This window comes from Gracilibacillus sp. Marseille-QA3620, assembly GCF_054950035.1.
On record NZ_CM143102.1, the window covers coordinates 3060966 to 3086366 of the forward strand.

The window sequence follows — 25401 nt, forward strand, 5'->3', positions numbered from 1 at the left end:
ATAGACCCTGTCTCTTAGAAATAGCATATCCCATTGGACTAGCTCATATATTTCCAAGGAGAGCCCCGTATCGATATTTTGACTAATAAGCAAGGAGTGAGCTTCTGTTGACTAAAGCCATTTACCATATAGGGATCATTGTTCTGATCATACTTGCCATAGGTGTATTGTGGAAGACATATATGAAACCAAATACGGAACAGACCCTTCAGTTCTTCCCATTAAATGACGAGGCCAAATTCAGCGAGGCAAATACATCCTTAACCTTAAAGGAGCCTGACAAGAACAAAAATAAGTATGAGGTCATCCTCCATGTCAGCTCCGTGTTACATCAAACTGCCTATCTGCGCCAGGATATGTCTCTCCTCTTTCAGAATGGACGACTCAATGATTTTTTAAGAGGCTGGAAACAGGATGTTAGTTCGATGGACCAAAAACTAACTGCCCAGGGCTATGAATCCTCCTTATTTGAGGCAGTAACGATTCATTACGCTGAAATACATGATCAAGATGACATCCCGACAAGCACCTTTAAAACGACGGATGCCTCCCTTTATGTTATATCCTCTCGTTTTGGACCGATAAAGTCATTTCAGGTTCCTGAAAATGAAGAACAAAAGGATTGGGCTTTTACTCTTCGTTCCGTAACGAATTCAAGGCTCACAAAGGTGTTAGACCGCTATATTGATCAGGCTCATATCGATTTGTCAAATTATACTGTCATGCCTATTACAGAGCTGGCAGCTAAGAAGGATACCCTCCTGTCTGATTATACCGAGCAGGAACAACGGGCGATTATCGAGAAGCTATGGGAAGCTTTATACTCCATCTATATTTCAGGCATAAAAAAACAGGATGGCACCATCATTAATCCGGTTGACAGTACCATCCCGCTCATTTTAAGGGAAAAACAGAGCCGGCGGTTAATCCTGCTTATACAGGATAAGACCGGCAATCTGCATGAATTTTATCAACAGCTTCCATCATGAGGACTGACTTTGCTTTATTCGCTCAAGCACCTCTTGAAAGTCTTTATTATCTGGATCTTGCTCCAAAGCCTTCTCTATATACTCTCTTGCAAGGTCCAGGTCCTGTCTTTGCCAGTAAATCAGCCCTAGGTCATAGTATGCCTCTGGAAAATCAGGACGCTGCTCAATAGCTGTCAAGAAATGCTCCTCCGCTTTATCAAGATCTCCGTTTCGAAACTCCAGATATCCCGCAAAAAAGTACGCTTCTGGATAATTATCTCCATCGAGGTATTTTTGCACGGCCTCATAGGCCTTTTCATCATCTTCTTGGCTGATGTATTCCTGAGCCAGCCCCATATCCATTTCATATGTACCATTCGCTCCTGCTGTAAAGCCATAAAAGAGCAGCCCAGCCGTCAGAAGAGCCGTACCGAGGAAGGAGACAATCTGCCATACCGGCTTTCCTTTATTCGGGAGACCAACAATTGCCGCAGCCAGGAATCCTCCTACCAGCCCGCCAATATGTCCAGCACTGTCAATCGCAGAGGCTGAGAAGGTGATCACTAAGTTGATGAGGAGAATAATGATAACATTCCAGCCCATCGTCCGGAAAAATAAATTTGGATAGACAATCCCGAAGAATAAAAGGGCTCCTAGCAAGCCGAAAATAGCCCCGCTCGCCCCTGCTGAAATATTTGGAACAAGCAAAAAACTCAAAAGCGTTCCGGCAAACCCCGCAAAGAAATAAATCATAAAGAAACGGGCGCTGCCATAAATCCGTTCCACAATGATCCCAACAAAATATAAACTCAATGTGTTAAGGGCCAGGTGCGTAAAGCCAATATGCAAAAAGATTGGCGTAAAGAAACGCCACCACTCCCCTGTCATGATTAGCGGATTATACTTGGCGCCAAATTCAATTAAGGTTTGGGTATTGGTGCTTCCGCCTTTCATTTCCAAGATGAAGAAAACAATGACTTGAATGGCCATCAGCAAATAGGTTAAGATCGGTTTTCCCTTCTGGAATACTGCTTCATCCTTTTTGACCTTCTGATACGAGGCTGTTAAGGCACTCTGCTTCAGTTCCTCAATCTCACTCTCCTCAATCTCCTCGCTCTGTCTATTCACTCCTTCAAGCGGATAGGGCAGGAAGTGTCTGAGCTCCTCCAGCGATTCCTCTATAGCAGATGTTTGGAATACGAGTGATTCAGCGTGCACACGGCGAAACTCCGGTTCTTCATACCCTTTTACAATCTCCGAATAATCGTCCACAGGTGCATAGGTACTGATATAGACGGTCTTAACCGTAACCGCTTTCTTTCCGAGAAATCTGCGTACCTTCTCCCCATTGTGAATGGCCATATGCTGGTCCTTCTTCAGATTATTTGCCCATCCCAGGTCACCGAGCTTCAAACGGATGATATCAGAATCTGTGTTTGAATCTGATGCAAGCCAGATTTCTGTTTGATCATCAGAAGCAGACACAAACCGATAGCCGTATTGCTTAATAAGCTGGTTAATAAAAAACCAATATAAATACTCCTCTTTCAAACTCAATCACTTTCCCTACTTTCTCTCTCCCAAAAATACCTCTTTATTTTACCACTCTTTATGTCGGGTGAATATTCCTATTGGCTCTCGGCCGGCCACTCATCATCCCGACGCTTAAAAATCGGCAGCTCAAGTAAAACAGCGAGCAGCATATCCCGCATGATGGTACTTTTGAAAAAGGATTTTCTCTTTTGATAAACTATATACCCAACTGATGCCATGCTTAAGATAATCAAAAATCTTTTCATAAAAAAATCCCTCCTGTGTTTCCACATAGTATGGGCACAGGAGAGACTTTTATGCTGTTCGGAATTATTTTTCAGCTAGGATTTTGGCAAGGACAGGGTCCATTGTATCCTTCAATACTTTGACGGAATGAGAAAACTTAGCTTGCTCATCATCAGACAATTTCAACTCAAGTATATCAGCCACACCGTTACGGTTAACAACTGACGGTACACCAACATAAACATCCTTCTCATTATATTCCCCATCAAGGTACGTAGATACAGTCAGAATGCTGTTCTCATCTTGCAGGATTGCCTTCGTAATACGCACAAGGCCCATAGCGATGCCATAGAAGGTAGCTCCCTTACGGTTGATGATTTCATAGGCAGCATCACGCACATTTGTGAAGATTCCATCAAGATCTTCCATGGATTTACCAGGGGAATTCTCAATTAGTTCTGTGATGTTTTTACCGCCGACATTCGCATGGCTCCATACAGGAAGCTCTGTATCGCCGTGTTCACCGATAATATAGGCATGCACATTGCGCGGGTCCACTTCAAAATAATCACTAAGCATGAAGCGTACACGGCCAGTATCAAGAATCGTACCGGAGCCAATAACACGGTGCTTCGGAAGACCAGAGAATTTCCATGTTGCATAAGTCAAAATATCAACTGGGTTGGCCGCAACTAGGAAGATACCGTCAAATCCGCTTGCCATAATTTCTTTAATGATGCCATGGAAGATCTTCATATTCTTCTCTACAAGGTCAAGACGTGTTTCACCAGGCTTTTGGTTTGCGCCGGCAGTCAGGACAACTACATCAGCATCCTTACAATCGGAATAATCACCAAGTCTGAATTTCGTTCTGTGAGGAGCAAATGGAGTACCATGGTTAAGGTCCATTACATCTCCCTCTGCTTTGTCTCTATTCAAATCAATCATGATAAACTCTTCCGCCACACCTTGGTTCAACATAGCGAAAGCATAGCTGCTCCCTACAAATCCAGTACCAACAAGAACTACGCGATTAATATCTTTTTTTGTCATGTTTTTTACCACCTTTTCTTCAAATACAAATACTGCTTCTTTATTATGTGATATACCATGAAGTTATTATGCAAAGAAAGCTGACAATTAGAATAGAGGAGATATTGACAGCTTCATTGTTGAACCAGGAAACACCGCTCGTTTGATTAGTACCCTGTCCGCAGTGTTCCTTTCGTTCTGTCAGGACTCCGCAAGCGGGACATCGATATTCCACTTGCACAAATGCACCGAGCAGCGTATCAACTGCTGAGCCAAGGAATCCGTATACACTAATCATTAGAAAAACAGGTAAAGAAAGATCAAACAAGAGGACTGCAGCCGAGGAAATGAAAATGGCTCCAGCGGCAGATGCGGCAGTCCCAAAAATGGAGACCGCTCCAGATGTGCCAGGTGTACATCTTTTGAGGTTTGTAATCTTGACAGGGGCTCCCTTACTCAATACCCCAAGCTCTGAAGCCCATGTATCTGCGGCAGCCGCAGCAATCGAAACAACAAAGGCATACAGAAATATTTCATTGAATGTAGTGGCATATGCCAAGGAAAAGCCCGATGGGACTCCCCCATTGGCGGCAACCTGTGCCCAATTCCGTCGGCTCGTATTGGCAAGCCTTTCTTCCGCCATTTTCTTCCGATGCTTTTTGTAGCTGGAAAAAAAGCTGGACGAAGCAAAAAATAAACCTAAAATCACAAAACCTTGCCAGCCTGTTCCTATAAGCACACAAAATCCAACAAGGCAGGCGGCAAGCGCCCCTGATTGAGACAGAAGTCTCTCCTTAAAGGCAAGATAAGCCCCTGCAGAGGTGATCAGCAGATAAATGAACGCATTAATCACAATGATGCATGCCCCTTTCAGTCAGGAGCCAGTCGACCGGCACATCAAACGATTCAACCGGTAGATAATCAGTCACCTGCTCAGAAAAGGCGATGGAAACCGTTACGCCTGAATAGGCTGAGAGAAACCGGTCATAATATCCACCGCCAAACCCCAGCCTATAACCTTTTGGCGTGAATGCCAGCCCCGGTACAATCATCAATCCGATGTCTGCTGGATTGACTTTCTTTGCTTTATCAGGATTTGGCTCAAGGAGTCCATTATAGACGGTTTCAAGCTCCATTCCTTCTTCATATAGGTAGAAGTCCATCTCTCGTGTCTTCGGCCTGCATTTCGGAATGGCGATCTGCTTTCCGTCTGCCCATCCTCTTTCAATGATTGCATTTGTGTCGATCTCTGGATAACGCGCTAATGTAATAGCAATTATATCTTGTTCCTTCCATAGGGCATGATTGACCAAAGAATCCGTTATATGATATGTATTCTTGCTGCGTTTATCCTTCGGGTAATCAGCCAATAGATTCAGACATTCAGTTCGTAATCTATTTTTTGACATTCCCTTTTCCTCACAATCTTTCTATATTATCCCATAAAAAAAAGCAACAGGAGGTAGCTCCTGTTGCTTATTTTGTTTCGCGGTGCGTAGTAGTACGCTTTTCTCTTGAGCAGTATTTTTTTAGCTCAAGGCGATCAGGGTTATTACGTTTATTTTTTGTGCTGATATAATTACGCTCACCGCACTCTGTGCAAGCTAATGTAATGTTTACACGCATGTGAGTCCCTCCAGTTCATTCATAACTTCATTTGATACGACTTTTCTATAATACCACCTTTTAGTGATAAATGCTAGTCTGTTTTTTGACAAGATAATCAAGAAGCATAGCTTCCTCTTTTGTCTTCCCGCTGACAGTCCAATTTGAGAGCTTTGAAACCTCTCCAGGACGAAGGATTCGGTGGTACATAGTTGCACAAATGACATATCCGCGTGCTAGCGGAGAAGGCAGAATGGTGCCTCTTTGCATAGCCTCAAATACTGCCTTCCTGTTCCGCTGCTCCATAATGGATATAGTGGCCCGGTCATGACCGTTCAAAAGGACAATATGATCATCTTCATAAAAATAAACAAGTGCATCAGCAGGACTATAAAAGCAGGCTGACACATGACTTGTCCTCTCCGTCACGAAAAAGACCTTAAAGGATATTTCATTAGGAGAATCGTTCTTGCATATAACATCTATTCGATCAGATTGTTTATGATGTTCCATTTGAATACCAATTGAAAGGTTGCCATGATCCGTACCGGGCTCCCGCCATAAATAAGGAACAATCCCTCCTGGTGTCGCCTCTGATAACCTCTTATAGCTGCGTGCACGATCCTCTGTAATTTTTAGTCTCCCTAATTTATCCAAGCGGTACTCCCCTCCCGAATGATTACTATATTCTTCCATTAAATCCTATCATCCGGTAGGCACATTGACAATAAACGCATATTGTCGAACATTGATTTTCGTTCCCCAAAAAATTCTATGCCTAATGCATTGTGCTCAACATAAGCAAAACAATGTCAAATTCTTGGAAATGACCGTTAAATAGGGACAATCTTGGCAATTGCATCCCAGATTTTCCGATTACCATCAATGGATTCGTGTCCAGCATCAATGACATCTGTTTTTTCCAGCACCAGATTTATCGCCTGCTCAAGCTTATCTGGCATAGGAATCTTCTTTATGGCTTCTGCTGCTTGTTCAGGAAAAACATGCCCATATATCTCTGCAGCAAGAGAAACTGTGGTGATTGGGAGGGCATAATGATAATGCCGTTTATGATCCTCTAAGGTTAATTCCGCAATTTGAGTAGATGCCTTAGGCTTAAGAACAGCTCTTTTCAGCGCATCATTATTATCAATATGAATGGCTTTCTCACTTAGAAAATAACTGATTTCTTCATCATTAATCTTTATTGTTTTTCGTTCTTGCATGGTCCATCTTCCCTTCAAACAGTCGTTTTGTTTCCTTTATCCTTGGACATCCTTTTTCAAACCATCTCCATTTACGGAACATATTCCCTTTCCTTTCTCCCTTCTGATTTGAGATACTACAATCTATAAAGGATTTTTCTATTTTGGAGGATATAACAATGAAAGAAACAAATATAAAAGAAATACGGAAGCATATCCTGCTCAGCTCACCCATTGAGCAGGTCTGGAAGGCAGTCTCCACCTCTGATGGACTGGCCTCCTGGTGGATGGAAAACACGCTTGATAAGAGCGCAGGGGAGAATTTCCTTCTCCATACCGACCATTTTGGCGATTCACCCTGCCGCGTGACAGAATGGGTACCAAATGAGCTCTTCGCCTTTGATTGGGGAAAGGATTGGCATTTACGTTTTGAATTAAAGGAACTATCTCCAGCACAAACAGAGCTAATTGTTATTCATTCCGGCTGGGACCCAGAGAAAACGACAGAATTCGGACAGCCTCACCCCGTGGTTTATTCCATTATGGATGAGGGATGGGAAGCACTTATTCATCAAAAATTACCATCAGTCTTATAAAATCAAAATCCCCCATACTGCACCGCATCTGCATGTGCTGTATGGGGGATTTTTCATTTAGCTGTTATCAGTCATTTAAGTGATAGCGCCTTCCCTTAGCCATGTACAAAATCTCTTCAGCCAGATTCGTAATGTGATCGCCTGCCCGTTCATAATGACGAACAAGGAATAATAGCTGAGAGTTTTGATGATGTTTATCTGTTCCTTTTGGCGATACACTTAAGATAGACTGTATGACCTGTCCATATAGCTCATCCAGCCGGTCATCAAGCTCTGCCAGCTCCTTAGCCATTGCCAGGTTTTCCTCTTTATAGGACTCTTTAAACATCGTCATCATCCGCAAACAGATTCCATGCATTTCTGCCACGCCATCATTCTGGAATGGAAGCTCTTCCTTTGCTAAACGAATAGCCGTCTTCGCAATATTCTTCGCATAATCTCCAACACGTTCAATTTCAGATGAAATCTTAATCGCGGAGATGATGTGACGAAGATCGGAAGCAACAGGCTGCTGCTTAGCAATCATTAAGATTGCTGATTCTTCGATTTCTTCTTCAAGCTTGTCAATCCGCTTATCCTCGTCTAGTACGGATAGGGCAAGATCAATATCTTTATCCAAAAGTGCTTTATAGGCTTTATCAAGTGCTGTAACAGCCATATCGCCCATTCGTACCACATTGACCTTTAATTCCTGAAGCTCACCCTCGAATTTTTCTCTGACTACCATTCCTATCTTCTCCCTTCACCAAATAATTCCTTAGCCGAAACGTCCTGTAATATAATCCTCCGTCCGCTTATCCTTTGGCGTGGAGAATATTTTGTCGGTTTCGTCAAACTCAATGACTTCCCCGCTCAAGAAAAAGGCTGTCTTATCAGATATGCGCGCAGCCTGCTGCATATTATGAGTGACAATGATGATGCTGAATTTCTCTTTCAGCTCTTGAACAAGCTCCTCAACCTTCAAGGTGGAGATTGGATCAAGTGCTGATGTCGGCTCATCCATTAAGATGACATCCGGTGAAACTGCCAGACAGCGCGCAAGACATATACGCTGCTGCTGCCCGCCTGATAGGCCATAGGCATTTTCATGAAGACGGTCCTTCACTTCATCCCAGATAGCGGCACCGCGCAAGCTTTTTTCCACGATTTCGTCCAATTCCTTTTTATTTCTTACACCATGAATTTTTGGTCCATAGGCGACATTTTCATAAATGGACTTTGGAAAAGGGTTCGGCTTCTGGAAAACCATGCCCACTCTTTTACGCAGCTCCTCTACCTGATAATTCTTGTCGAAAATATTGTTGCCTCTATAGAGAATTTCCCCTGTTGTCTTGACACTTGGAATCAATTCAATCATGCGATTCAAAACTTTTATATAAGTGGATTTACCACAGCCGGAAGGTCCAATAATGGCCGTAACCTCATTTTCTTCAATTGGCAGATTAATATCTTTCAAGGCATGATTATCTCCATACCATAGATTTAGATTTCTCGTATCATAAACAAGCTTTTTATCCTTGCTTGATTGTTCTGTTTGCATGACCTGCACCTTTCCCTTTTCCTGCATTTTTTCTTTCAGTTCAATCATGTCATTGCCCCCTATCGATTCCATAGACTATCGAGCGTTAAGCTGCTGCTTGCGGCTTTTTCTTTTTCTTCTTCCCTTTACCGCCTTCGAAATGCTTTTGCAACAGAGCTGCGAATAAGCGTGCGAGTAAATTAAAGATCAAGACCATGATGATGAGTACGGCAGCTGATTTCGTCGCAATTGCCTGAGCATCCGGCACAATCCCCTCTGAATTTAATTTCCAGATATGAACAGCCAATGTTTCTGCCGGCCTGAAAATATTGAATGGGTTCACAGGACTGCTTAAGTCTGCGGCTGTATTTAAGATGGGGGTCGTTAAGCCTGCTGTATAAATCAAAGCTGCCGCTTCCCCAAAAATACGGCCCGCCGCTAAGATAACCCCTGTAATAATTTGCGGCATCGCTGTCGGCAGGGCAATCTTCACGATCGTCTGCCATCTTGTTGCCCCGACACCAAGACTAGCTTCCTTCACACTATCCGGTACATCCAAGAGCGCCCCTTCACTGACACGCGCCAAACTCGGCAGGTTCAGAATGGTAATGGCCAATGCACCGCCGATAATGGTATATCCCCATCCGGTTGCCGTTACGAACACAAGCAATCCGAATAATCCAACCACAATAGAAGGAAGAGACGCCATCGTATCAATGCATAAACGGATAAAGTTCAAAAACTTCCCTGGTTTTGCGTATTCCGCCAAATAAATACCTGCCCCTAGACCAAGAGGAACAGAAATAATCAATGTAATGATGAGCATGTAGAAGGAATTAAATAATTGATACCCTATTCCCCCGCCAGCTTCCAGATTGCTCGATCTTCCCGTCAGGAAGGAGGGGTCCCAAAATCCCCAGCCTCTTTTCAGTATTTCAAAAACGAGAAATCCAAGGAGAATGATAATAAAGATGGCTATGATGTAGAAAATCCCTGTCCAAATCTTATTAACTGTTCGCGAATTCATCATTTTGTCCCACCTCTATTCCCAATAAAACGAATAATCATAATAAACAAGAATGACATAACCAATAGGATCAGGGCTAAGCTCCAAAGAGCGTTATTCCATGCTGTCCCGTTTAATGTATTAGACATATCCATTGTCAAAATCCCTGTTAAAGTGGCCGTTGGGTCCGTAATGGCTTCTGGCAGCTTAATCGTGTTCCCGATAACCATTTGAACGGCAAGCGCCTCACCAAATGCACGTGCGAGCCCAAGGACAATCCCTGTTAATACCCCTTTCTTCGCAGCTGGTATCACCACACGGCTGATTGCCTGCCATCTTGTAGAGCCAAGGCCGTAAGAAGCTTCCAGCAATTGCGGCGGCACTCCTCTTAAAGCATCAGAGGCCAGGGAGGCAATTGTCGGGAGAATCATGATGCTGAGGACGATAGTCCCCGCCAGCAAACTAAAACCGACTCCGCCAAATGAGTCTCTTAGGAACGGCACAAGAATGGTCACCCCTAATAACCCATAAACAACGGAAGGAATTCCTACCAATAACTCCAATACAGGCCGTAAAACCTTTTCTCCAAACTTAGGAGATATATAATTCATAAAAATAGCTAAAGCAATGGCAATCGGGGCACTGATTAACACAGCTCCCATTGATACGAGCGTGGATCCAGCAATGAAAATCAATGCTCCATAATGCCCGTCATTCGGGCTCCAATTTGTTGAACTGATCATTTCCCATAGTGAAATGCCGCTCACAGTAAATGACTGAATTCCTTTACCAGTTATGAATACGATGATTGCCAATGTGGTTAGTACAATCACGAACCCGCATAAAGTAACAAGGATTCGGCCTATATATTCACTTTTCCAGTAGTTTATCGACTTATGGCCTTTCATCCTAATCTGCTCCTCTCCAATTAAACACGGTAACAGGACTGGCAAAAACGACCAGTCCCCTCGCATTTTTTACCTATGAGTTATTCCAATTCAGACATTGGAATATAGCCCATTTCATCAACCTTACCGGCAAAATCATCACTTATCATGAAATCGATGAATGCTTTGACAGCTCCCTCTGGTTCCCCTTTTGTGACCATGTATTCATAAGACCAGAAAGGATAGCTTCCATTTGCTACATCTTCAGTTGTCGGTTCTGCACCATCAATGGTGACTGTTTTCAATGTTGTTTCTTTGCCCTCAACTAAGTAGCTCATGGCCAAATAGCTGATGGAACCGGATGTGGAATTGATAGAATTTTCAACAGCCCCGTTAGAATCTTGGTTTGTACCGATACTGTCATCAATCTTCACATCTTGCATGATTGTTTGTTCAAATGTTGTACGTGTGCCGGAAGAAGCAGGTCTATTGACGACATTGATTTCCAAATCCGCTCCGCCGACTTCCTTCCAGTTCTTGATCTTGCCAGAGAAGATTCCTTGAATCTGTTCAATTGTCAGGTCTTTAACGGTTACATCTTTATTTACAACGATTCCAAAGGCAATGCCGGATACTTTATTGTCAACTATTTCACCGGCAAGCTTTTCATCTTCCAATTTATCTGCTGAAGGAACGTCAGAGTTACCAATGTTAACGGCTCCGCTAGCTACTTGATTAATGCCGGTACCACTGCCTCCGCCCTGCACGCTCACGGACACATTAGGATTATTGGCCATGAATTCATTTGCAGCCTCATCAGCCAAAGGCTGCAAGGCCGTTGAACCAGCTGCTGTGATCATACCGGATATTTCTTCTCCGTTTGCACCGGAGGAACCACCATTATTCGATTCACTATCGCTTCCGCATGCTGCAAGTACTCCGCTCATCAGTACTAGCACCATGAAGAAAGATGCCTTTTTCCATTTCATAAACATAACCAAAGACCTCCCGTTTGCTTGATTGTTTTCATTTACCGCTTACAGTCTCTATATTAAACAAGCAATTTAAACCAGGCATTAATCAAATGTAAAGGTTATGTAAATATTTATTATTGTTTGTAAATTGAAAATAGATGATTCAGATCCTGTTATCATCGTGCTCCGTTCATATTTAGAGGGACAAAAATGTAAAAGGAGGTTGGGACATAACTAAATTTGCAGTGTCGAAAACCGACTATTGCATTGAAATTTTTTAACCTAAAGGCTTAGCTAATCTAAAGGGTTGATTTTCGTTGCAGGCTGACGAAACCCAGCGGCGGTCTGGGAGCCTCCACGAGTGCTTAGGCACATCTGCGGAGTCACCCCTGTCCGCTAATCTAAGCAAGGAGTAACGGCGGCATTCTCCTATCCATATTCACCTTTAACAGAGCTAAACAAAAAAAGCCGAACTATTTTAAATTACACTTTAAAATAGTTCAGCTTTTAAGTTATTGGACACCTTTTGTCCTATCCTCTTCAAGAGGGGCATACATAAGTGTCCAATTTGCTTATTTATGTGTTCTTTTATTCATCATCATTTGAATCTGATTTCTTTTTAGTGCCGGCTCTCTCAGCCTTCAGGTCAAAGTATTTCTCGTAAACCGATTTCGCAATCTCCAGATTCATTTTGTGACCGGTGCTTTGATAAGCCCATGGCACAACAACACTGATGGCTATCTCTGGATTATCTGCCGGTGCATACGACACAAAGGTAATATTATACGTTTCCGGCTGCACCGTACCGATTTCCCACTTAGGCCCGTCATAGAAAGCCTCAGCCGTACCTGTTTTCCCTGCTGGTTTATATGCAGCACCACTGAAATAGGAATAAGCTGTACCGCCCGGCGTTTGTGTAACCTGCCTAAAGCCTTCTTGAACGCGTTTAATCCAAGATTGCTTCATCGGCAAAGTATTCAGCACTTCCGTTTGGACCTCTTTAACGACCTTGCCTAGTGCATCATCCTCGTCTGATGGTTCTCGAACCTCTTTTAGAAGATGGAGTTTCACCCTATTCCCACCATTAGCAATAGTGGATACATATTGGTTAAGCTGCATCGGTGTATACGTATCATATTGTCCAATGGCAAAGTCCATTAATAGACCGGCATTTTGAGTAATGCCTTTATAGCCGGCAACCTCTCCAGGAAGATCAAGTCCAGTCTTTACACCAAGACCGAATTGATTATAGTAACTTCGCATAGTAGAGAAAGCAGAATCTTTTACACTAAGGGATCCTCCCTCAACGTAATTGCCGCCGCCAAGCATAATAGCCGTTTTGAACATGTATACGTTTGAAGAAACGCGTAAGGCATCAATGTCTGTTATATTACCAAAGGTTTTCCAGGATTTCTTCACTGGCGTTCCCTTAATCTTCATCGGAGCATCAAGGATTACCTGACCCGGTGAAATGGCTCCTGTCTGGTAGCCTGTCAAGATGGTCGCACCTTTGACAGAGGAGCCCATCGCATAGGAAGAGGTGAAGGTGCCAAGCGCATGGTCCGTCATCTTCATCTTTCCTGTTTCTTCATCCCTTGAATACTTCTTGCCAGCCATTGTCAAAAGCTCGCCCGTTTTCGGGTCAGAGACAACAACATAGGCACGGTCCAAGTATTTCGTATCTCCTGTACCCGTCTTTGCCTTCAATTGCTTTTCAATAATTTCCTCTGTGGCCATTTGCAAGTCCATATCAATGGTTAGGATTAAATCATTTCCGCGCTGGCCTTCTGTAATAATCTCGGTGCTGACTATATTGCCGGATGTATCCGTCACATTGCGGATTCTTTCTTGCTGTCCGCGCAATACTTCTTCATACTGCTGTTCTAAGTATGAGGTGCCGACACGATCATTACGGCTGTATCCTCGGGCCAAATAATAGTTTGCTTTATCGGATGGCAGCCCCTCACTTGAAGTGGATACTTTTCCCAACACTGATTTAAGTGTACTTCCGTAAGCATATTTCCTTTCCCAGTCTGTTGTTGTATCAACACCAGGAAGGTTTTCGATATGTTCATTAACCCGCGCCACTTCTTCATAAGTGGTCTCATTATTCTTAACGATTTGCGGAGATAGGTAGTATCCTGAGATAAAGCGGCTGTAAATGGCCAATACTTCCAGCTCATCCTCAGAGAAGTCAATATCATCCTCTGTTATCCGATCAAGCTGCATTTGATAGATTTCATCATCCGTTAATTTGCCGTCATTCAGCTTCTTATATTCTGCTTCAGTAATTTTATTCTTGGCTTCTGTTGGATTCAAGAGGATCCAGAAGTCCTTCTTGTCCCGCTCACGAACCTTATCTGTATTCACTTCAATTAATTGAGCCAATTTCTCGGCTGTCTCTAGCATCTCTTCTGTTGATGTTTTCTGGGTACGTGTATATGTGATTGCATAAAGCGGCTGATTATCCACGATAATCTGTCCATTGCGATCAAAGATTTTTCCCCGTGGAACAGAGTTTTGAACCGTCACTTCCTCGGTCTTCTCAATTTCCCGTTTGTAATCATCCCCATAGACAATCTGTACGATTCCCAGTCTAAGAATTAGCGCAGAGAAAAGTAAAAACACAACGAATATCAATATATTCAGACGAAGAGGTAGTTGTTTTTTCTTTTTTTTCTTTCTGACTTTCACTGTCTCCATCCCTTCATAGTTGCATTTCCTTTCATTTTATTATCAATTTATACAGATTAACAGAAGTAAAAGATTCCAGTCAATCAATATTTCTTACAATCACTTTCCTCATAAATAAGTAAACAAATACATGCCCAGCGCCTGCTCCAAGAAGGAGAATTTTGATGCCTGTTTGCTCTGGAGTCAGCAAAATCAATGCCATGAATACCAAAATGGAGGTCGCTCTGCCAGCATTCAAGTACAGCTCCCGGATGACAATATACTCCACTCTATATAATGCCGCCTCCCTAGCCGTCCCTATGACATCATAGGTCAGGGACATATAGGGAACAAACAGCAGCGGGTAAGCAAGTGCAATTAAACAAGCATATAGAAGTAATTTAATGTAGGATACATGATACACAAGAAAGGCGATGGCCATGTAAAGAAGGATTGCCCCGATGAACATGGATATCTTCCGGTGTTTCACCTTTACGTATCGGCTGACAAGAAAATAGGCCAGAAATGAAATGCCTGAACTGATGAGCGTGAAGGTGCCAAGCGCCATCTCACTCCCTGTTTCAACGAACACAAAGACTGAGATAATAAACACAAACACACCCTCTCTCAGCCCCTGTGAATAATTCGCATATGTAATCCTCTTCCAATCACGATTCTGCTTCCGTTCCTCCATTACGTCCCGCAATTGATACCTGCCATCTGCCGCTCTCCTTTTCAGAAAAAAGCTGCAGACGACGGCAACGACGAACAAGGCAAGAGATAAACTAAAAATGATCAAGTAGCCTGTATTACCTGTCAGGCTGCTGATCACATACCCAGCAAAAAAGGGACCAATCATTCCCCCGAGAGACCCTGAGATTCCCTGCAGACCATTAAAGGAGTCCCTTGTTTCCGGTTCGGTGATCTCAAAGGTCAAAAGATTATAAGCAAGCCAGTAAAAGCCGTAACCAAGGCCCAGCAAGCTCCCAATCAGCACTAAATAGAGCCTGGAGTTGCTTGAGAAGAGAAGAACCACCAAATAAAATGACGCAAGAAAACAAACCCCTATGCGTAGGATAATGATTCGATCGACCTTTTTTGCAAGTCCGCCCGCAAACAGAAACGCCAGCCCTTGCAAAATAACAACGGCCAGATTATAAATACCTAAATCCATTAATGCCTCATTTTGCTTCCATAAATAAACATTCACAAACGTATTCGATAAGGCGGTGCTTAATGAATACAACGCACCAATCAATATCAGGATATACAATTCCTTATTGGACTTAATTCTGCTGATAACATCATTTTGAATTCCCATTTTGAAAACTCCCCTTTATCTCGGTTAGTTTCCCTGCAGGTAATCCGGAACATGTAAGCATCTTTCACTTGGCAGCAGTTAACAATTCGCCCATGTATTTTAGCTAGAGCAGGCAAAAGAAAAAGCGTTTTGGAGAAGAAGCAAATGCTCCTAATCCAAAACGCTTGGAAGCTTTCTTATTTTGCGCTAGCGTAACGCTTCGCAACTTCATCCCAATTCACGATGTTCCAGAATGATGCAATGTATTCTGGACGACGGTTTTGGTAGTTTAGGTAGTAAGCATGCTCCCAAACGTCAAGACCGAGGATTGGTGTTTTACCTTCCATTAATGGAGAATCTTGATTAGCTGTGCTATAAAGTTCAAGTTCGCCGTCTTTAACAGTCAACCATGCCCAGCCAGAGCCGAAACGAGTAGTTGCTGCTTTAGCAAACTCTTCCTTGAAGCTTTCGAAGCTTCCAAATTTAGCTGCGATAGCTTCTGCTAGTTCACCTGTCGGCTCACCGCCGCCGTTTGGTGAAAGCAATTCCCAGAATAGGGAGTGGTTAGCGTGTCCGCCGCCATTATTGCGTACCGCTGTGCGGATGCTTTCTGGTACAGACTCAATATTAGCAAGCAATTCTTCAAGGCTCTTGCCAGCTAGATCTTCATGGCCCTCAAGTGCCGCATTTAAGTTTGTCACATATGTGTTATGGTGTTTTGTGTGGTGAATATTCATTGTTTCCTTGTCAATATGAGGCTCAAGTGCATCATACTCGTACGGTAACTGTGGTAAAGAAAATGCCATTTTAACATTCCTCCTAATAAAATTACGTCAATAATTAACACTTTCAGACAATTATGTCAATTTGACCGAAGTGATTAATTTTAGATTAACAATCATTACGTTGATTTTCAACAAAAACGTCTTTCGTTTATATGATTACTAAGAAATAAACAATCATAATGACTTGAATGATGAATTTCGTGATGGTGCTTCCCACGAAGCCAACAACGGAACCAAATCCGATTGCCGCCGCTGTCTTGATGGGCTTCCGATGAACCAAGAGCTCGGCAATGAACGCACCCGCAAACGGCCCAATGAGAATACCGAAGCCTGGAATGATAAATGGCCCAGCCAATAATCCAATCGTACTCCCCCATACTCCCGCCTTTGAACCGCCGTATTTCTTCACTCCAAATATATTTGCCAAATAGTCCGCTCCAAATAATAATAGGACAAACATGCCTTGAACGACCCAGAACAGCCAGTTAAACTGGTCGAAGGAGAAGAACAGCCCGTAAGCAAGCATTCCCGCCAGTATGCATAATACCCCCGGGATAATGGGAAAGATCAGGCCGATAAAGCCCACAATAAACAAAGCCCAAATAATGAGCCAATAAATCCACTCCATTCCATAACCTCCTCTTTATTTCGCTCCATACTCCTAGTTTACCCCAACTCCTCTGTACTGCCGAGCGAACTGCCTTGTAATATCGACCTCAGGCAGATAGAATAAAGATTGACATTAAAAAAAGGTGTTGTAGCCAAAATGAATATTTTTACTCAATTAGTTAAAAGTCTTTACTCGCCCAAGGATATTGCTAAATATCGTTTCCAGGGCATAGGTAAAACAATTCTGTACGTGTTCTTCCTAACATTCATTATGGTCTTGCCACTTGCCATTTATTTCACGATGGCTTTCATGACGAATGTAGACGAATTTAACACGGCATTGAAATCAGACATTCCAAAGTTTGAAATTAAGGATGGCACATTAACATCAGATATGGATGCCCCGCAGCTGATTAAAAAGGAAGATTTCACGATTCAATTTGACAGCACTGGCACGTTAAACTCCACTGATTTGAACACTTCAAGCGATGTGACGGTCGGCCTGTTAAAGAATAAAGCCGTTCTATTGGTTAACGGACAAGCCCAAGAGCTCGAGTATTCCATGGTTCCAGGACTAAGTCTGACAAATGAATCCGCCAGTGAATACATAGAAAACGCGAAAGCTTCCCTATACTTAATCGTCACACTCGTTATCCTTGTCATGTTCTTAATGACAGCCGCCCTGCAATTCCTGGAAGTGACACTGCTTGCTTATTTCGGCGGCTTATTCGCCTCTATTCTCGGCCGCAGGACCAACTTCGGCCAACAATGGCGCCTAGCTGCATACAGCTTTACACTCGCTGTCGTGTTCTTCACCTTCATGGATTTCATACAAGTGCCGGTCATCGGTGACTTTTATGTAAAATGGTTCATCAGCCTGATGATGCTCTATATGGCTATTAAGGAATTACCTGCTCCTAAGAAGCCGAAGGCCTAAAACCCATTACCATTCAAGAAAATGCCCGGACAAGCGCGAGGGCACTGAAAAAGTCCTTAAATCTTACTAAAGCCCCTGTTCCTTCAATCTATGGAAGGAACAGGGGGCTTTTTTGTCGAATTCTTATCTTATCACAAAAAAGTGGGTGTAACGATGATTCAACGTCAACTGTCTATGAACTTAAGTCCTTATTCGGCTCTTTACGATTTAATAGTTCCTAACGATAATATTCTTCGAAGAATCAATGAGCTTATTGATTTTTCCTTCGTATATGATGAACTGAAAGACCATTATTGTCATGACAATGGACGGAATGCCGTTCACCCCATCCGAATGTTTAAGTATCTATTGCTAAAAGCCATTTATGACTTATCAGATGTGGACATCGTGGAACGCTCACGGTACGATATGTCGTTCAAATATTTTTTAGACCTGTCTCCTGAGGATGATGTCATAGATCCTAGTTCTTTAACGAAATTCCGTAAGCTCCGTTTAAAAGATCTTAATCTTTTGGACTTGCTTATCAATAAAACGGTCGAAATCGCCATTGAAAAGGAAATCATTAAAAGCCATTCTATCATCGTTGATTCCACCCATTCCAAGGCTAGATATAACCAAAAGACGCCTAAAGAGCTGTTGGCAGAGAAATCAAAGCTGCTTCGAAAAGCCGTTTATCAAGTGGATGAACAGATAAAAAATCAACTGCCAGCCAAGTCCAAGACAGAGGTCTTAGAGGATGAGGTGAGCTATAGCCAAAAGCTTATCGAGGTGATTGAAAAGAATGAAGTCCTACAAGAGTATCCTAAAGTCAAGGAAAAAATAAATGTACTGAAGGAAACCATTGAGGATATAAATGACCAGCTCCAATTATCCAAGGATCCAGACGCACGAGTTGGGCATAAATCAGCTGACTCTTCCTTTTTCGGTTACAAAACACATCTTGCCATGAGCGAAGAACGTATTATTACGGCCGCCGTTATTACAACTGGCGAAAAGAACGATGGAAAGCAATTGAAATCGCTTATTGAGAAGAGTCAAAAAGCCGGCATGGACATTCAAACCGTCATTGGTGATGCCGCCTATTCTGAAAAGGGAAATATCGAGTATGCGAATAAAAGTGAAATGATGCTTGTGGCTAAGTTAAATCCAGCGGTAACGCAAGGGACGCGTAAAAGCGAAGATGTTTTTGATTTTAATAAAGACGCTGGAATGTATGTCTGTAAAGCTGGTCATATGGCCATACGAAAGGCTCGGCAAGGAAAAAAAGGGGGCAGCAAAAATCAAGTTGATACCTATTATTTTGATGTGGAAAAATGTAAAGTCTGTCCTTTTAGAGACGGGTGCTATAAGGAAGGAGCCAAAACCAAGAGTTATTCCGTAAGCATCAAATCAAATGTACACACGGAACAGATACAATTCCAAGAAAGTGAGTATTTTAAAGAGAAATCGAAAGAACGGTATAAAATTGAGGCAAAGAATAGTGAATTAAAACACAGACACGGGTATGATGTAGCCAATTCCTCGGGTCTGATTGGTATGCAATTACAAGGGGCTATGGCTATTTTCGCCGTAAATGTGAAACGGATATTGACCCTATTGAACTAAAAGGGATGGAATATATCCCTTAAAAATAATAAAAGACGGCTCAAAAATTCATATTCTGAACTTGAGCCGTCTTTTTTATGTTTGTCGACTTAACTTATGAAAAAAACCGGAGTTTTTCAGTGCCCTCGACAAGCGCCGGGCATTTTCTTTTTATCCTATCATTTAGCAAAAAGATAGAGAACACTATTCTATTCACTCTCTTATCCGCATATAATCTAGTAAAAGGGAAAAGGCAGGAGAAGAGATATGATCAAAAAATTACTGATCTTCCTTGGTTGCTGCATTGTCATCTATTCCGTCTACTATGACCTGACATATGGAACCTTGCCAAAAGCAACTCCAGCCGTTGTGGATAAAACAAATGAAACCTACTATAATATAAAAGTGGAGCCCGGTGATACCGTCATCTCCTTAATAGAAGAAAAGGAAGGGACACTTCCTGTCCCTATCGAACAAATCATCAAGGATTTCAGTTCCTTAAATAACGGGTTAAAGCCTGAAGAGATTAAAATCGGACAGACATACAAACTAAAGGATTATTAAAGAGAAATCTCTTTAATTGTAATTAGATGGCAACCGTTGATACAATAAACTAGAAATGCTTTTGCGGCATAAAGGCAATACGCCTAAAAGGAGAGAATGACCAGTGAGTGAATTAATACATCGTACTAAAACCCGCCCCGTGAAAGTGGGACACTTAACAATCGGTGGCAACGATGAAGTTATTATACAAAGCATGACCACAACAAAGACACATGATGTAGAAGCAACTGTAGCTGAAATCAATCGTTTGGAAGAGGCCGGCTGCCAAATCGTACGTGTCGCCTGTCCGGATGAGCGTGCGGCTCGTGCGATTGCCGATATTAAGAAACGAATTAATATCCCGCTCGTTGTTGACATCCATTTCGATTATAAATTAGCTTTGATCGCCATTGAAGGCGGCGCCGACAAGATTCGTATCAACCCAGGGAACATCGGCCGTCGTGAAAAGGTCGAAGCTGTTGTCAAGGCAGCTAAAGCAAAAGGGATTCCAATCCGTATTGGTGTCAATGCCGGCTCCCTTGAACGCAAGATCTTAGAAAAATACGGCTACCCAACAGCTGACGGCATGGTAGAGAGCGCTCTTCACCACATTAAGATTCTTGAAGACCTCGACTTCCATGATATTATCGTATCCATGAAAGCATCAGATGTCCGCTTGGCTATTGAAGCTTATGAAAAAGCAGCTCAAACATTCGATTATCCGCTTCACCTAGGGATCACAGAATCCGGTACTTTATTCTCCGGAACCGTAAAAAGTGCGGCAGGAATAGGCGCCCTCTTAAGCAAAGGAATCGGGAATACACTCCGTATATCCTTAAGTGCAGACCCTGTAGAGGAAGTAAAGGTTGCTCGTGAGTTATTGAAGGTATTTGGTCTCTCCGCTAACTCAGCAACGTTGATTTCCTGCCCGACATGCGGACGAATCGAGATAGACCTAATTTCCATCGCCAATGAAGTCGATGAATATATTCAAAAAATCAAAGCCCCAATCAAAGTTGCCGTTCTCGGCTGCGCTGTTAACGGACCTGGTGAAGCAAGAGAGGCTGATATCGGTATTGCTGGCGCCAGAGGTGAAGGACTGCTATTCCGCAAAGGAAAAATTGTCCGGAAGGTACCAGAAGCGACAATGGTTGAAGAATTGAAGAAAGAAATTGATATCTTGGCTGAGGAATACTATGAAAAGCAGCGCCTTGAGAAAGAACAGGCGAATGCATCCGTAACCGAGTAACAGATCTATAAGAAAAGGAGCTGGATTCCCAGCTCCTTTTTTCGTTATTGGCCCCCTAAAAGAAGGGATAGACGAATAAACCCGCCAAAACCGAAAAGAGCCCGATCATGACTGCCGGAATCCCTAAGATTCGAATCCTTCTTTTAATTGCGGTAATCCCTGTCAAAAAACCGATCAAACCAAATATGACGGGATAAAGAAATAAGGATATAATGGACAGAAGAATGGCAATATAGCCAATGACCTGTTTCTTTTCTTGAACGGCTTCAGCGGCTGGTCTTTCATTCGTTGACCGCATCGAAGTGATATTGCGATGCGAGGCAGCCATTCTTCCATTCCGTTTGGACAAGGCCTTCTCCCCCTTTAAGTTAATGGAGCATTCCTTAGTGTTCTCGCATCAGCCTAAAGACATGAGAGAAGTTTTTGCAAAAAGAAACAGAATTTAGAAAACCGGCGGAAGAGATCAATCGTACAATTACTTGGAGGAATACCGTGATGAACAAACAAAAACGTTTTGGAATTGATATAGACGGCACCGTCACATGTCAGAAATCCCTGCTCCCCTTCATAAACGAGGCTTTTAAGCTTCAACTGACCCTTGATGACATCACAGAATATGAATTAACCCCTTTTGTGAATGTCCCGCCCCTTGAATTTTACCAATGGTTCAAGGAGGTTGAGCCCCGCATCTATACGGAATCGCCAATGGCTGCTTATGCAGGTCAGGTGCTGAATGAGTGGAAGGAACATTATGAGCTGTATTTCATCAGTGCCCGAAGCGAAACCCTGCTCCCGGTTACGAAGCAATGGTTCGATAAGCATGACCTTATGTACCATCATATTGAATTGATCGGCAGCCATGACAAGATTGCCTCAGCGAAAAAACATGATGTTGACCTCTTCTTTGAGGATAAGCATGATAATGCCGTCGCCATTGCCGAGGAATGCCGTATTCCAGTCATTTTATTTGACGCCCCTTACAACCGAATGGCCATTCCAGAAAATGTTATTCGTGTTCATGACTGGAACGAGGCTAAGGCCTGGGTAGACCGCTGGAGGCTGGAAACAGCTGAATAAGAAGAATGAATGCCAAGTTAAAACATCTGCTTTTAGCTTGGCATTTTCTTTTGCTGCGCATGTATAAGAGAGGTCACCTCCCTCCCTTACTGTTTAGATAACACTCTTATAGCATGAGAATTACGCATCCTTTTTCCTTTTGCTCTTAAACCATAGAATGATGAAAATTTGTACAGTCCATAAAAGATGAAATGGACAAGCTAACGGTCTTTAATGGATGAAACCCTATTTTCTTGGCAGAATTCCTATGAAAACTATCTCGCATTTCGTCGTTTGGCGGATCACGAAATCATAACCATCATCTTTTTTGCTTTTACAGTTATCGGTTGATTTGTTAAAACATTTCCATATATATAACCTTTAATGAAAGGCTGTTCCTATGAAATATGTGAAAGAAATCGCTAACCAGACCTCATTTGTGCTGACAGTCGTCTGCCTATTCCTTTTTATATCTCTAAATCTGTTTACCCCATCAACCGATCACGATTTAACGTTATACCTAATGGTTTTAGCAGTAGCAGCATTTGTTATCGGCGTTGTTGGACTCCCCTTTGAACAAAAGAATGAAAAAAAGCAGGTTTTTAGAAGCACATTCAGCCTAATCATCTCTCTTTTGCTAGCCCTCGTGTTAGGCATTCTTTTGGTGCTTCCAATCCTTTTTCCATTCGGAATACCGAATTTATACCCTTAACAAAGGCTGTTTTAAGAAAAATATTGAACGGCCTTTTTTTATCACCACTTCACCGCACTTACTCAATCCATTTGAATTTATGGATAGCCGTAAACATCCAATTGGCCAGAAACAAAGTGCTCATTCATACACCTTCGTTTCCTTTGATATACCAAGATGCTTTTACTTAATCTTGATTACAATTGGATCCTCCTCCGCTTTATAAATGAGTTCCATTCTGCTCGATGTATCAAACACTTTTAGCTCCTTTTCCAATAAAAAACGTCAGGTGTGCATAACACACCTGACGGCATTGTAATCTTAATTCATATGATGAGGCTGACAATCTGGACAGGTTCCATAAATTTCAAATTTATGTCCTGAGATTTCGTAGCCGCCTAAATCATCTTTAAGCTGTTCCATCGGGCAGGCATCGATATGACGCGTCTTACCGCACTCCATGCAAATGAAATGGTGATGATGATGGTTCCCCTCACATGCAAAACGGAAGCATTTTTCCCCAGAAAGCTCAGTAGCTTCAAGAATGCCAAGCTTTACATACAAGGATAGATTCCGGTAGATTGTGTCATAGCTCATACCCGGATAAGAACTTTTTAATTGTTCAAGGACATCCTTAGCCGTTAAATACCGATTGCTCTTTGAGAAAAGGGTTAACATATCCTCGCGCTTCTCCGTATATTTATATCCCTCGTCCTTTAACAGTTGAAGTGCTCTTTTAACATCCATAAGAATTCCTCCTTATCGGTTCACTTGCCATTTCTTGAACAGAATCGTCACAAGCAGGACTAGAATAGCCAAGACAACAATGGTCCCGCCAGGAGCCAGGTTCAAATAATAAGCGGTAAACAGTCCGCCTACTACGGCAATTTCCCCAAACAGAATCGACATGAAAATGGTTTGTTTAAAGCTCTTTGCCACCTTCAAAGCAGCCGCCACCGGCAATGTCATTAAGGCTGAGACAAGCAAAACGCCGACAATCCTCATTGAAATGGCAATTACAAGAGCCACAAGGACGATAAAGATAAAATGAATCGCCTTGGCAGGAATGCCGGAGGTTTTCGCATGCTCCTCATCAAATGATAAGAGAAACAGTTCTTTATATAAGAAAATCACCGTAAAGACAACAATTACACTAATGATACTAATGACCCAAAGGTCCGTTCGGCCGACTGCACTCACGCTGCCGAATAAATAGCTGAATAAATCCACATTAAAACCATTCGCCATGGAAATGAATATCGCACCTAACCCCACACCACCTGAAAGAATGATGGGGATAGCAAGTTCTTGGTAGTGCTTATACACATTCCGTAAACGTTCGATGAACAGCGAGCCCCCAACTGAAAAGCCCATTCCTAAATAGAGCGGGTTCAGATTGGCAAACGTCCCCGGGAATTCCTTGCTTAGCAAGAGGCTTGCCGCAATCCCGGTCAAGGTCACGTGGCTCAAAGCATCCGCAATTAAAGAAAGCTTACGAACTACAATAAAGACCCCAAGTAAAGGAGCGATTACTCCGATAATTAAGCCTGACAAAAAGGCATTTTGTAAAAATTCATATTGAAACATCGCTAGCATACTATTTCCTCCACATTAATGATCATGCTTCAATGTGTATACATCATGACCATAGAAAGCTGACATATCCTGATTATTCAGTTCCTCATATTCATGGGAATGACCATGGAAATGGAGACGCTTATTTAAGCAGGCAATATGAGTCGCCTTTTCTGTAATAGTGCCTGTATCATGGGTAACCAAAATTAAGGTTAGGCCGAGGTTCCGATTCAGCTCATACAAGAGATCATAGAAGTTAGATACATTTTGTACGTCTACCCCTACAGTCGGTTCATCAAGGATCAATAACTCAGGATCACTTACTAAGGCGCGCGCAATAAAAACACGCTGCTGCTGACCGCCTGATAAATCGCCGACAGTACGGTGCAGGAAATCCTGCATTCCAACTTCCTTTAAGGCTTGAATGACCTTTTCCCGATGCTTCTTCGTATAGAAGCGGAAAAGGCCGATTTTCTTCGTTAAGCCGCTGGCGACAACTTCTTCGACCGTTGCCGGAAATCCACTATTAAAGGAATTGGCCTTTTGAGAGACATAGCCAATTCGTTCCCAGCTCTTAAAGCGGTTAATTCTCTCGCCGAATAAGTAGATCTCCCCTTTTTGTACTTTGTTAATGCCTAGTATCAGCTTTAATAAAGTAGACTTGCCAGAACCATTTGGTCCGACAATAGCAAGGAAATCTCCCTCCCTGACCATCAGGTTGATATCCTCAAGGACATTTTCTTGTTCGTATTTATATGCTATATGGTCTAATTTGATTATTTCTTCTTTCATAATCTCCCGCCCGTTAATAAGAATGATTACGATTTA

Annotated in this window: 29 protein-coding genes; 8 read left to right on the forward strand and 21 right to left on the reverse strand. The window is 42.6% G+C overall.

Annotation, left to right across the window (positions count from 1 at the left end; all coding sequences use genetic code 11):
• The first annotated feature begins 107 nt into the window (after positions 1 to 107).
• A complete protein-coding gene (locus tag ACY8DX_RS15440; RefSeq protein ID WP_049670142.1) occupies positions 108 to 989 on the forward strand; it encodes a hypothetical protein in 882 nt (293 codons plus the stop codon).
• On the opposite strand, the gene ACY8DX_RS15445 is transcribed toward ACY8DX_RS15440, so the two are convergent.
• From ACY8DX_RS15445 to ACY8DX_RS15480, 8 genes are all read right to left on the reverse strand, one after another.
• Positions 984 to 2525, reverse strand: a complete 1542-nt coding sequence (locus ACY8DX_RS15445) for a rhomboid family intramembrane serine protease (RefSeq protein ID WP_462405569.1) — start codon at positions 2523 to 2525, stop codon at positions 984 to 986. The two genes, ACY8DX_RS15440 and ACY8DX_RS15445, sit on opposite strands and share 6 nt — an antisense overlap.
• Positions 2526 to 2596: 71 nt before the next feature.
• Positions 2597 to 2767, reverse strand: a complete 171-nt coding sequence (locus ACY8DX_RS15450; protein WP_156185561.1) for a hypothetical protein — start codon at positions 2765 to 2767, stop codon at positions 2597 to 2599.
• Between the two features lie 64 nt (positions 2768 to 2831).
• On the reverse strand, positions 2832 to 3800 hold the full coding sequence (locus tag ACY8DX_RS15455) for an L-lactate dehydrogenase (RefSeq protein ID WP_049670140.1): 969 nt from the start codon (positions 3798 to 3800) through the stop codon (positions 2832 to 2834).
• Positions 3801 to 3843: 43 nt separating this feature from the next.
• Positions 3844 to 4632 (reverse strand): DUF92 domain-containing protein, encoded by a 789-nt coding sequence (locus ACY8DX_RS15460; RefSeq protein WP_462405570.1) that lies wholly within the window; start codon positions 4630 to 4632, stop codon positions 3844 to 3846.
• Positions 4625 to 5188, reverse strand: a complete 564-nt coding sequence (locus ACY8DX_RS15465; RefSeq protein ID WP_439803066.1) for a 5-formyltetrahydrofolate cyclo-ligase — start codon at positions 5186 to 5188, stop codon at positions 4625 to 4627. Before ACY8DX_RS15465 ends, ACY8DX_RS15460 begins: the two co-directional genes overlap by 8 nt.
• Positions 5189 to 5255: 67 nt before the next feature.
• On the reverse strand, positions 5256 to 5405 hold the full coding sequence (rpmG, locus tag ACY8DX_RS15470; protein WP_082197029.1) for a 50S ribosomal protein L33: 150 nt from the start codon (positions 5403 to 5405) through the stop codon (positions 5256 to 5258).
• Positions 5406 to 5465: 60 nt separating this feature from the next.
• On the reverse strand, positions 5466 to 6041 hold the full coding sequence (locus tag ACY8DX_RS15475) for a hypothetical protein (RefSeq protein ID WP_462405571.1): 576 nt from the start codon (positions 6039 to 6041) through the stop codon (positions 5466 to 5468).
• Positions 6042 to 6217: 176 nt separating this feature from the next.
• Positions 6218 to 6610 carry a hypothetical protein gene (locus tag ACY8DX_RS15480; RefSeq protein ID WP_049670137.1) on the reverse strand — a complete coding sequence of 131 codons (393 nt, stop codon included), beginning with the start codon at positions 6608 to 6610 and terminating at the stop codon, positions 6218 to 6220.
• Positions 6611 to 6768: 158 nt separating this feature from the next.
• Between ACY8DX_RS15480 and ACY8DX_RS15485 the strand changes: the two genes are divergently transcribed.
• The gene (locus ACY8DX_RS15485) at positions 6769 to 7185 is read left to right on the forward strand and encodes an SRPBCC family protein (protein ID WP_049670136.1); all 417 of its coding nucleotides are present in this window, start codon (positions 6769 to 6771) and stop codon (positions 7183 to 7185) included.
• Positions 7186 to 7252: 67 nt separating this feature from the next.
• Here ACY8DX_RS15485 and phoU read toward each other — a convergent pair whose 3' ends face one another.
• The 9 genes from phoU to ACY8DX_RS15530 all read right to left on the reverse strand — a co-directional run bounded on the left by phoU (position 7253) and on the right by ACY8DX_RS15530 (position 16957).
• Positions 7253 to 7912, reverse strand: a complete 660-nt coding sequence (gene phoU / locus ACY8DX_RS15490; RefSeq protein ID WP_049670135.1) for a phosphate signaling complex protein PhoU — start codon at positions 7910 to 7912, stop codon at positions 7253 to 7255.
• Positions 7913 to 7942: 30 nt separating this feature from the next.
• Positions 7943 to 8752, reverse strand: a complete 810-nt coding sequence (gene pstB / locus ACY8DX_RS15495; protein WP_156185693.1) for a phosphate ABC transporter ATP-binding protein PstB — start codon at positions 8750 to 8752, stop codon at positions 7943 to 7945.
• Positions 8753 to 8810: 58 nt separating this feature from the next.
• Positions 8811 to 9731, reverse strand: a complete 921-nt coding sequence (pstA, locus tag ACY8DX_RS15500; RefSeq protein ID WP_439803080.1) for a phosphate ABC transporter permease PstA — start codon at positions 9729 to 9731, stop codon at positions 8811 to 8813.
• A complete protein-coding gene (gene pstC, locus ACY8DX_RS15505) occupies positions 9731 to 10618 on the reverse strand; it encodes a phosphate ABC transporter permease subunit PstC (protein WP_049670133.1) in 888 nt (295 codons plus the stop codon). Before pstC ends, pstA begins: the two co-directional genes overlap by 1 nt.
• 80 nt (positions 10619 to 10698) lie before the next feature.
• Positions 10699 to 11592: a phosphate ABC transporter substrate-binding protein PstS family protein gene (locus ACY8DX_RS15510; RefSeq protein WP_156185560.1), complete on the reverse strand. Its 894-nt coding sequence runs from the start codon at positions 11590 to 11592 to the stop codon at positions 10699 to 10701.
• 567 nt (positions 11593 to 12159) lie between these two features.
• The gene (locus tag ACY8DX_RS15515) at positions 12160 to 14265 is read right to left on the reverse strand and encodes a peptidoglycan D,D-transpeptidase FtsI family protein (RefSeq protein ID WP_442853800.1); all 2106 of its coding nucleotides are present in this window, start codon (positions 14263 to 14265) and stop codon (positions 12160 to 12162) included.
• 79 nt (positions 14266 to 14344) lie between these two features.
• Entirely contained in the window at positions 14345 to 15565 is a 1221-nt protein-coding gene (locus ACY8DX_RS15520) for an MFS transporter (protein WP_462405572.1), read from the reverse strand.
• Between the two features lie 176 nt (positions 15566 to 15741).
• Entirely contained in the window at positions 15742 to 16350 is a 609-nt protein-coding gene (locus ACY8DX_RS15525; RefSeq protein ID WP_049670130.1) for a superoxide dismutase, read from the reverse strand.
• A 127-nt stretch (positions 16351 to 16477) separates the two neighbouring features.
• On the reverse strand, positions 16478 to 16957 hold the full coding sequence (locus tag ACY8DX_RS15530; RefSeq protein ID WP_049670129.1) for a DUF456 domain-containing protein: 480 nt from the start codon (positions 16955 to 16957) through the stop codon (positions 16478 to 16480).
• Between the two features lie 138 nt (positions 16958 to 17095).
• On the opposite strand from ACY8DX_RS15530, the gene ACY8DX_RS15535 reads away from it, so the two are divergent.
• The 4 genes from ACY8DX_RS15535 (at position 17096) to ispG (ending at position 21251) form a co-directional block, all read left to right on the forward strand.
• Entirely contained in the window at positions 17096 to 17875 is a 780-nt protein-coding gene (locus ACY8DX_RS15535; RefSeq protein WP_049670128.1) for a DUF1189 domain-containing protein, read from the forward strand.
• Positions 17876 to 18028: 153 nt separating this feature from the next.
• Complete coding sequence (locus ACY8DX_RS15540; RefSeq protein WP_049669787.1) at positions 18029 to 19480, forward strand: IS1182 family transposase; 1452 nt, start codon at positions 18029 to 18031, stop codon at positions 19478 to 19480.
• Positions 19481 to 19726: 246 nt separating this feature from the next.
• Positions 19727 to 20023, forward strand: a complete 297-nt coding sequence (locus ACY8DX_RS15545; protein ID WP_082197028.1) for a hypothetical protein — start codon at positions 19727 to 19729, stop codon at positions 20021 to 20023.
• 103 nt (positions 20024 to 20126) lie between these two features.
• Positions 20127 to 21251, forward strand: coding sequence for a flavodoxin-dependent (E)-4-hydroxy-3-methylbut-2-enyl-diphosphate synthase (ispG, locus tag ACY8DX_RS15550; RefSeq protein ID WP_049670127.1), 1125 nt, complete (start codon positions 20127 to 20129; stop codon positions 21249 to 21251).
• 55 nt (positions 21252 to 21306) lie between these two features.
• Here the strand turns inward: ispG and ACY8DX_RS15555 are convergent, their stop codons facing one another.
• Positions 21307 to 21600: a hypothetical protein gene (locus tag ACY8DX_RS15555; RefSeq protein WP_053103718.1), complete on the reverse strand. Its 294-nt coding sequence runs from the start codon at positions 21598 to 21600 to the stop codon at positions 21307 to 21309.
• 146 nt (positions 21601 to 21746) lie between these two features.
• Between ACY8DX_RS15555 and ACY8DX_RS15560 the strand changes: the two genes are divergently transcribed.
• Together ACY8DX_RS15560 and ACY8DX_RS15565 are read left to right on the forward strand one after the other, a co-directional pair.
• Positions 21747 to 22328, forward strand: coding sequence for a hypothetical protein (locus tag ACY8DX_RS15560; RefSeq protein WP_462405573.1), 582 nt, complete (start codon positions 21747 to 21749; stop codon positions 22326 to 22328).
• A gap of 379 nt (positions 22329 to 22707) precedes the next feature.
• Positions 22708 to 23019 carry a hypothetical protein gene (locus tag ACY8DX_RS15565; RefSeq protein WP_462405574.1) on the forward strand — a complete coding sequence of 104 codons (312 nt, stop codon included), beginning with the start codon at positions 22708 to 22710 and terminating at the stop codon, positions 23017 to 23019.
• Between the two features lie 300 nt (positions 23020 to 23319).
• Here ACY8DX_RS15565 and ACY8DX_RS15570 read toward each other — a convergent pair whose 3' ends face one another.
• The 3 genes from ACY8DX_RS15570 to ACY8DX_RS15580 are packed head-to-tail and all read right to left on the reverse strand — an operon-like array spanning position 23320 to position 25365.
• On the reverse strand, positions 23320 to 23745 hold the full coding sequence (locus tag ACY8DX_RS15570; protein ID WP_049670124.1) for a zinc uptake transcriptional repressor Zur: 426 nt from the start codon (positions 23743 to 23745) through the stop codon (positions 23320 to 23322).
• Positions 23746 to 23757: 12 nt separating this feature from the next.
• Positions 23758 to 24594 (reverse strand): metal ABC transporter permease, encoded by an 837-nt coding sequence (locus ACY8DX_RS15575; protein ID WP_049670123.1) that lies wholly within the window; start codon positions 24592 to 24594, stop codon positions 23758 to 23760.
• Positions 24595 to 24609: 15 nt separating this feature from the next.
• A complete protein-coding gene (locus ACY8DX_RS15580) occupies positions 24610 to 25365 on the reverse strand; it encodes a metal ABC transporter ATP-binding protein (RefSeq protein WP_462405575.1) in 756 nt (251 codons plus the stop codon).
• Positions 25366 to 25401: the final 36 nt, after the last annotated feature.

Excerpts from the sequence above, each read along its gene's own strand:
- ACY8DX_RS15450 (WP_156185561.1), bottom strand. The coding sequence starts at position 2,767 with ATGAAAAGATTTTTGATTATCTTAAGCATGGCATCAGTTGGGTATATA.
- ACY8DX_RS15455 (WP_049670140.1), bottom strand. The coding sequence starts at position 3,800 with ATGACAAAAAAAGATATTAATCGCGTAGTTCTTGTTGGTACTGGATTT.
- ACY8DX_RS15465 (WP_439803066.1), bottom strand. The coding sequence starts at position 5,188 with ATGTCAAAAAATAGATTACGAACTGAATGTCTGAATCTATTGGCTGAT.
- rpmG (WP_082197029.1), bottom strand. The coding sequence starts at position 5,405 with ATGCGTGTAAACATTACATTAGCTTGCACAGAGTGCGGTGAGCGTAAT.
- ACY8DX_RS15480 (WP_049670137.1), bottom strand. The coding sequence starts at position 6,610 with ATGCAAGAACGAAAAACAATAAAGATTAATGATGAAGAAATCAGTTAT.
- ACY8DX_RS15485 (WP_049670136.1), top strand. The coding sequence starts at position 6,769 with ATGAAAGAAACAAATATAAAAGAAATACGGAAGCATATCCTGCTCAGC.
- phoU (WP_049670135.1), bottom strand. The coding sequence starts at position 7,912 with ATGGTAGTCAGAGAAAAATTCGAGGGTGAGCTTCAGGAATTAAAGGTC.
- pstB (WP_156185693.1), bottom strand. The coding sequence starts at position 8,752 with ATGCAGGAAAAGGGAAAGGTGCAGGTCATGCAAACAGAACAATCAAGC.
- pstA (WP_439803080.1), bottom strand. The coding sequence starts at position 9,731 with ATGAATTCGCGAACAGTTAATAAGATTTGGACAGGGATTTTCTACATC.
- pstC (WP_049670133.1), bottom strand. The coding sequence starts at position 10,618 with ATGAAAGGCCATAAGTCGATAAACTACTGGAAAAGTGAATATATAGGC.
- ACY8DX_RS15510 (WP_156185560.1), bottom strand. The coding sequence starts at position 11,592 with ATGTTTATGAAATGGAAAAAGGCATCTTTCTTCATGGTGCTAGTACTG.
- ACY8DX_RS15520 (WP_462405572.1), bottom strand. The coding sequence starts at position 15,565 with ATGGGAATTCAAAATGATGTTATCAGCAGAATTAAGTCCAATAAGGAA.
- ACY8DX_RS15525 (WP_049670130.1), bottom strand. The coding sequence starts at position 16,350 with ATGGCATTTTCTTTACCACAGTTACCGTACGAGTATGATGCACTTGAG.
- ACY8DX_RS15530 (WP_049670129.1), bottom strand. The coding sequence starts at position 16,957 with ATGGAGTGGATTTATTGGCTCATTATTTGGGCTTTGTTTATTGTGGGC.
- ACY8DX_RS15535 (WP_049670128.1), top strand. The coding sequence starts at position 17,096 with ATGAATATTTTTACTCAATTAGTTAAAAGTCTTTACTCGCCCAAGGAT.
- ACY8DX_RS15540 (WP_049669787.1), top strand. The coding sequence starts at position 18,029 with ATGATTCAACGTCAACTGTCTATGAACTTAAGTCCTTATTCGGCTCTT.
- ACY8DX_RS15545 (WP_082197028.1), top strand. The coding sequence starts at position 19,727 with ATGATCAAAAAATTACTGATCTTCCTTGGTTGCTGCATTGTCATCTAT.
- ACY8DX_RS15560 (WP_462405573.1), top strand. The coding sequence starts at position 21,747 with ATGAACAAACAAAAACGTTTTGGAATTGATATAGACGGCACCGTCACA.
- ACY8DX_RS15565 (WP_462405574.1), top strand. The coding sequence starts at position 22,708 with ATGAAATATGTGAAAGAAATCGCTAACCAGACCTCATTTGTGCTGACA.
- ACY8DX_RS15570 (WP_049670124.1), bottom strand. The coding sequence starts at position 23,745 with ATGGATGTTAAAAGAGCACTTCAACTGTTAAAGGACGAGGGATATAAA.
- ACY8DX_RS15575 (WP_049670123.1), bottom strand. The coding sequence starts at position 24,594 with ATGCTAGCGATGTTTCAATATGAATTTTTACAAAATGCCTTTTTGTCA.
- ACY8DX_RS15580 (WP_462405575.1), bottom strand. The coding sequence starts at position 25,365 with ATGAAAGAAGAAATAATCAAATTAGACCATATAGCATATAAATACGAA.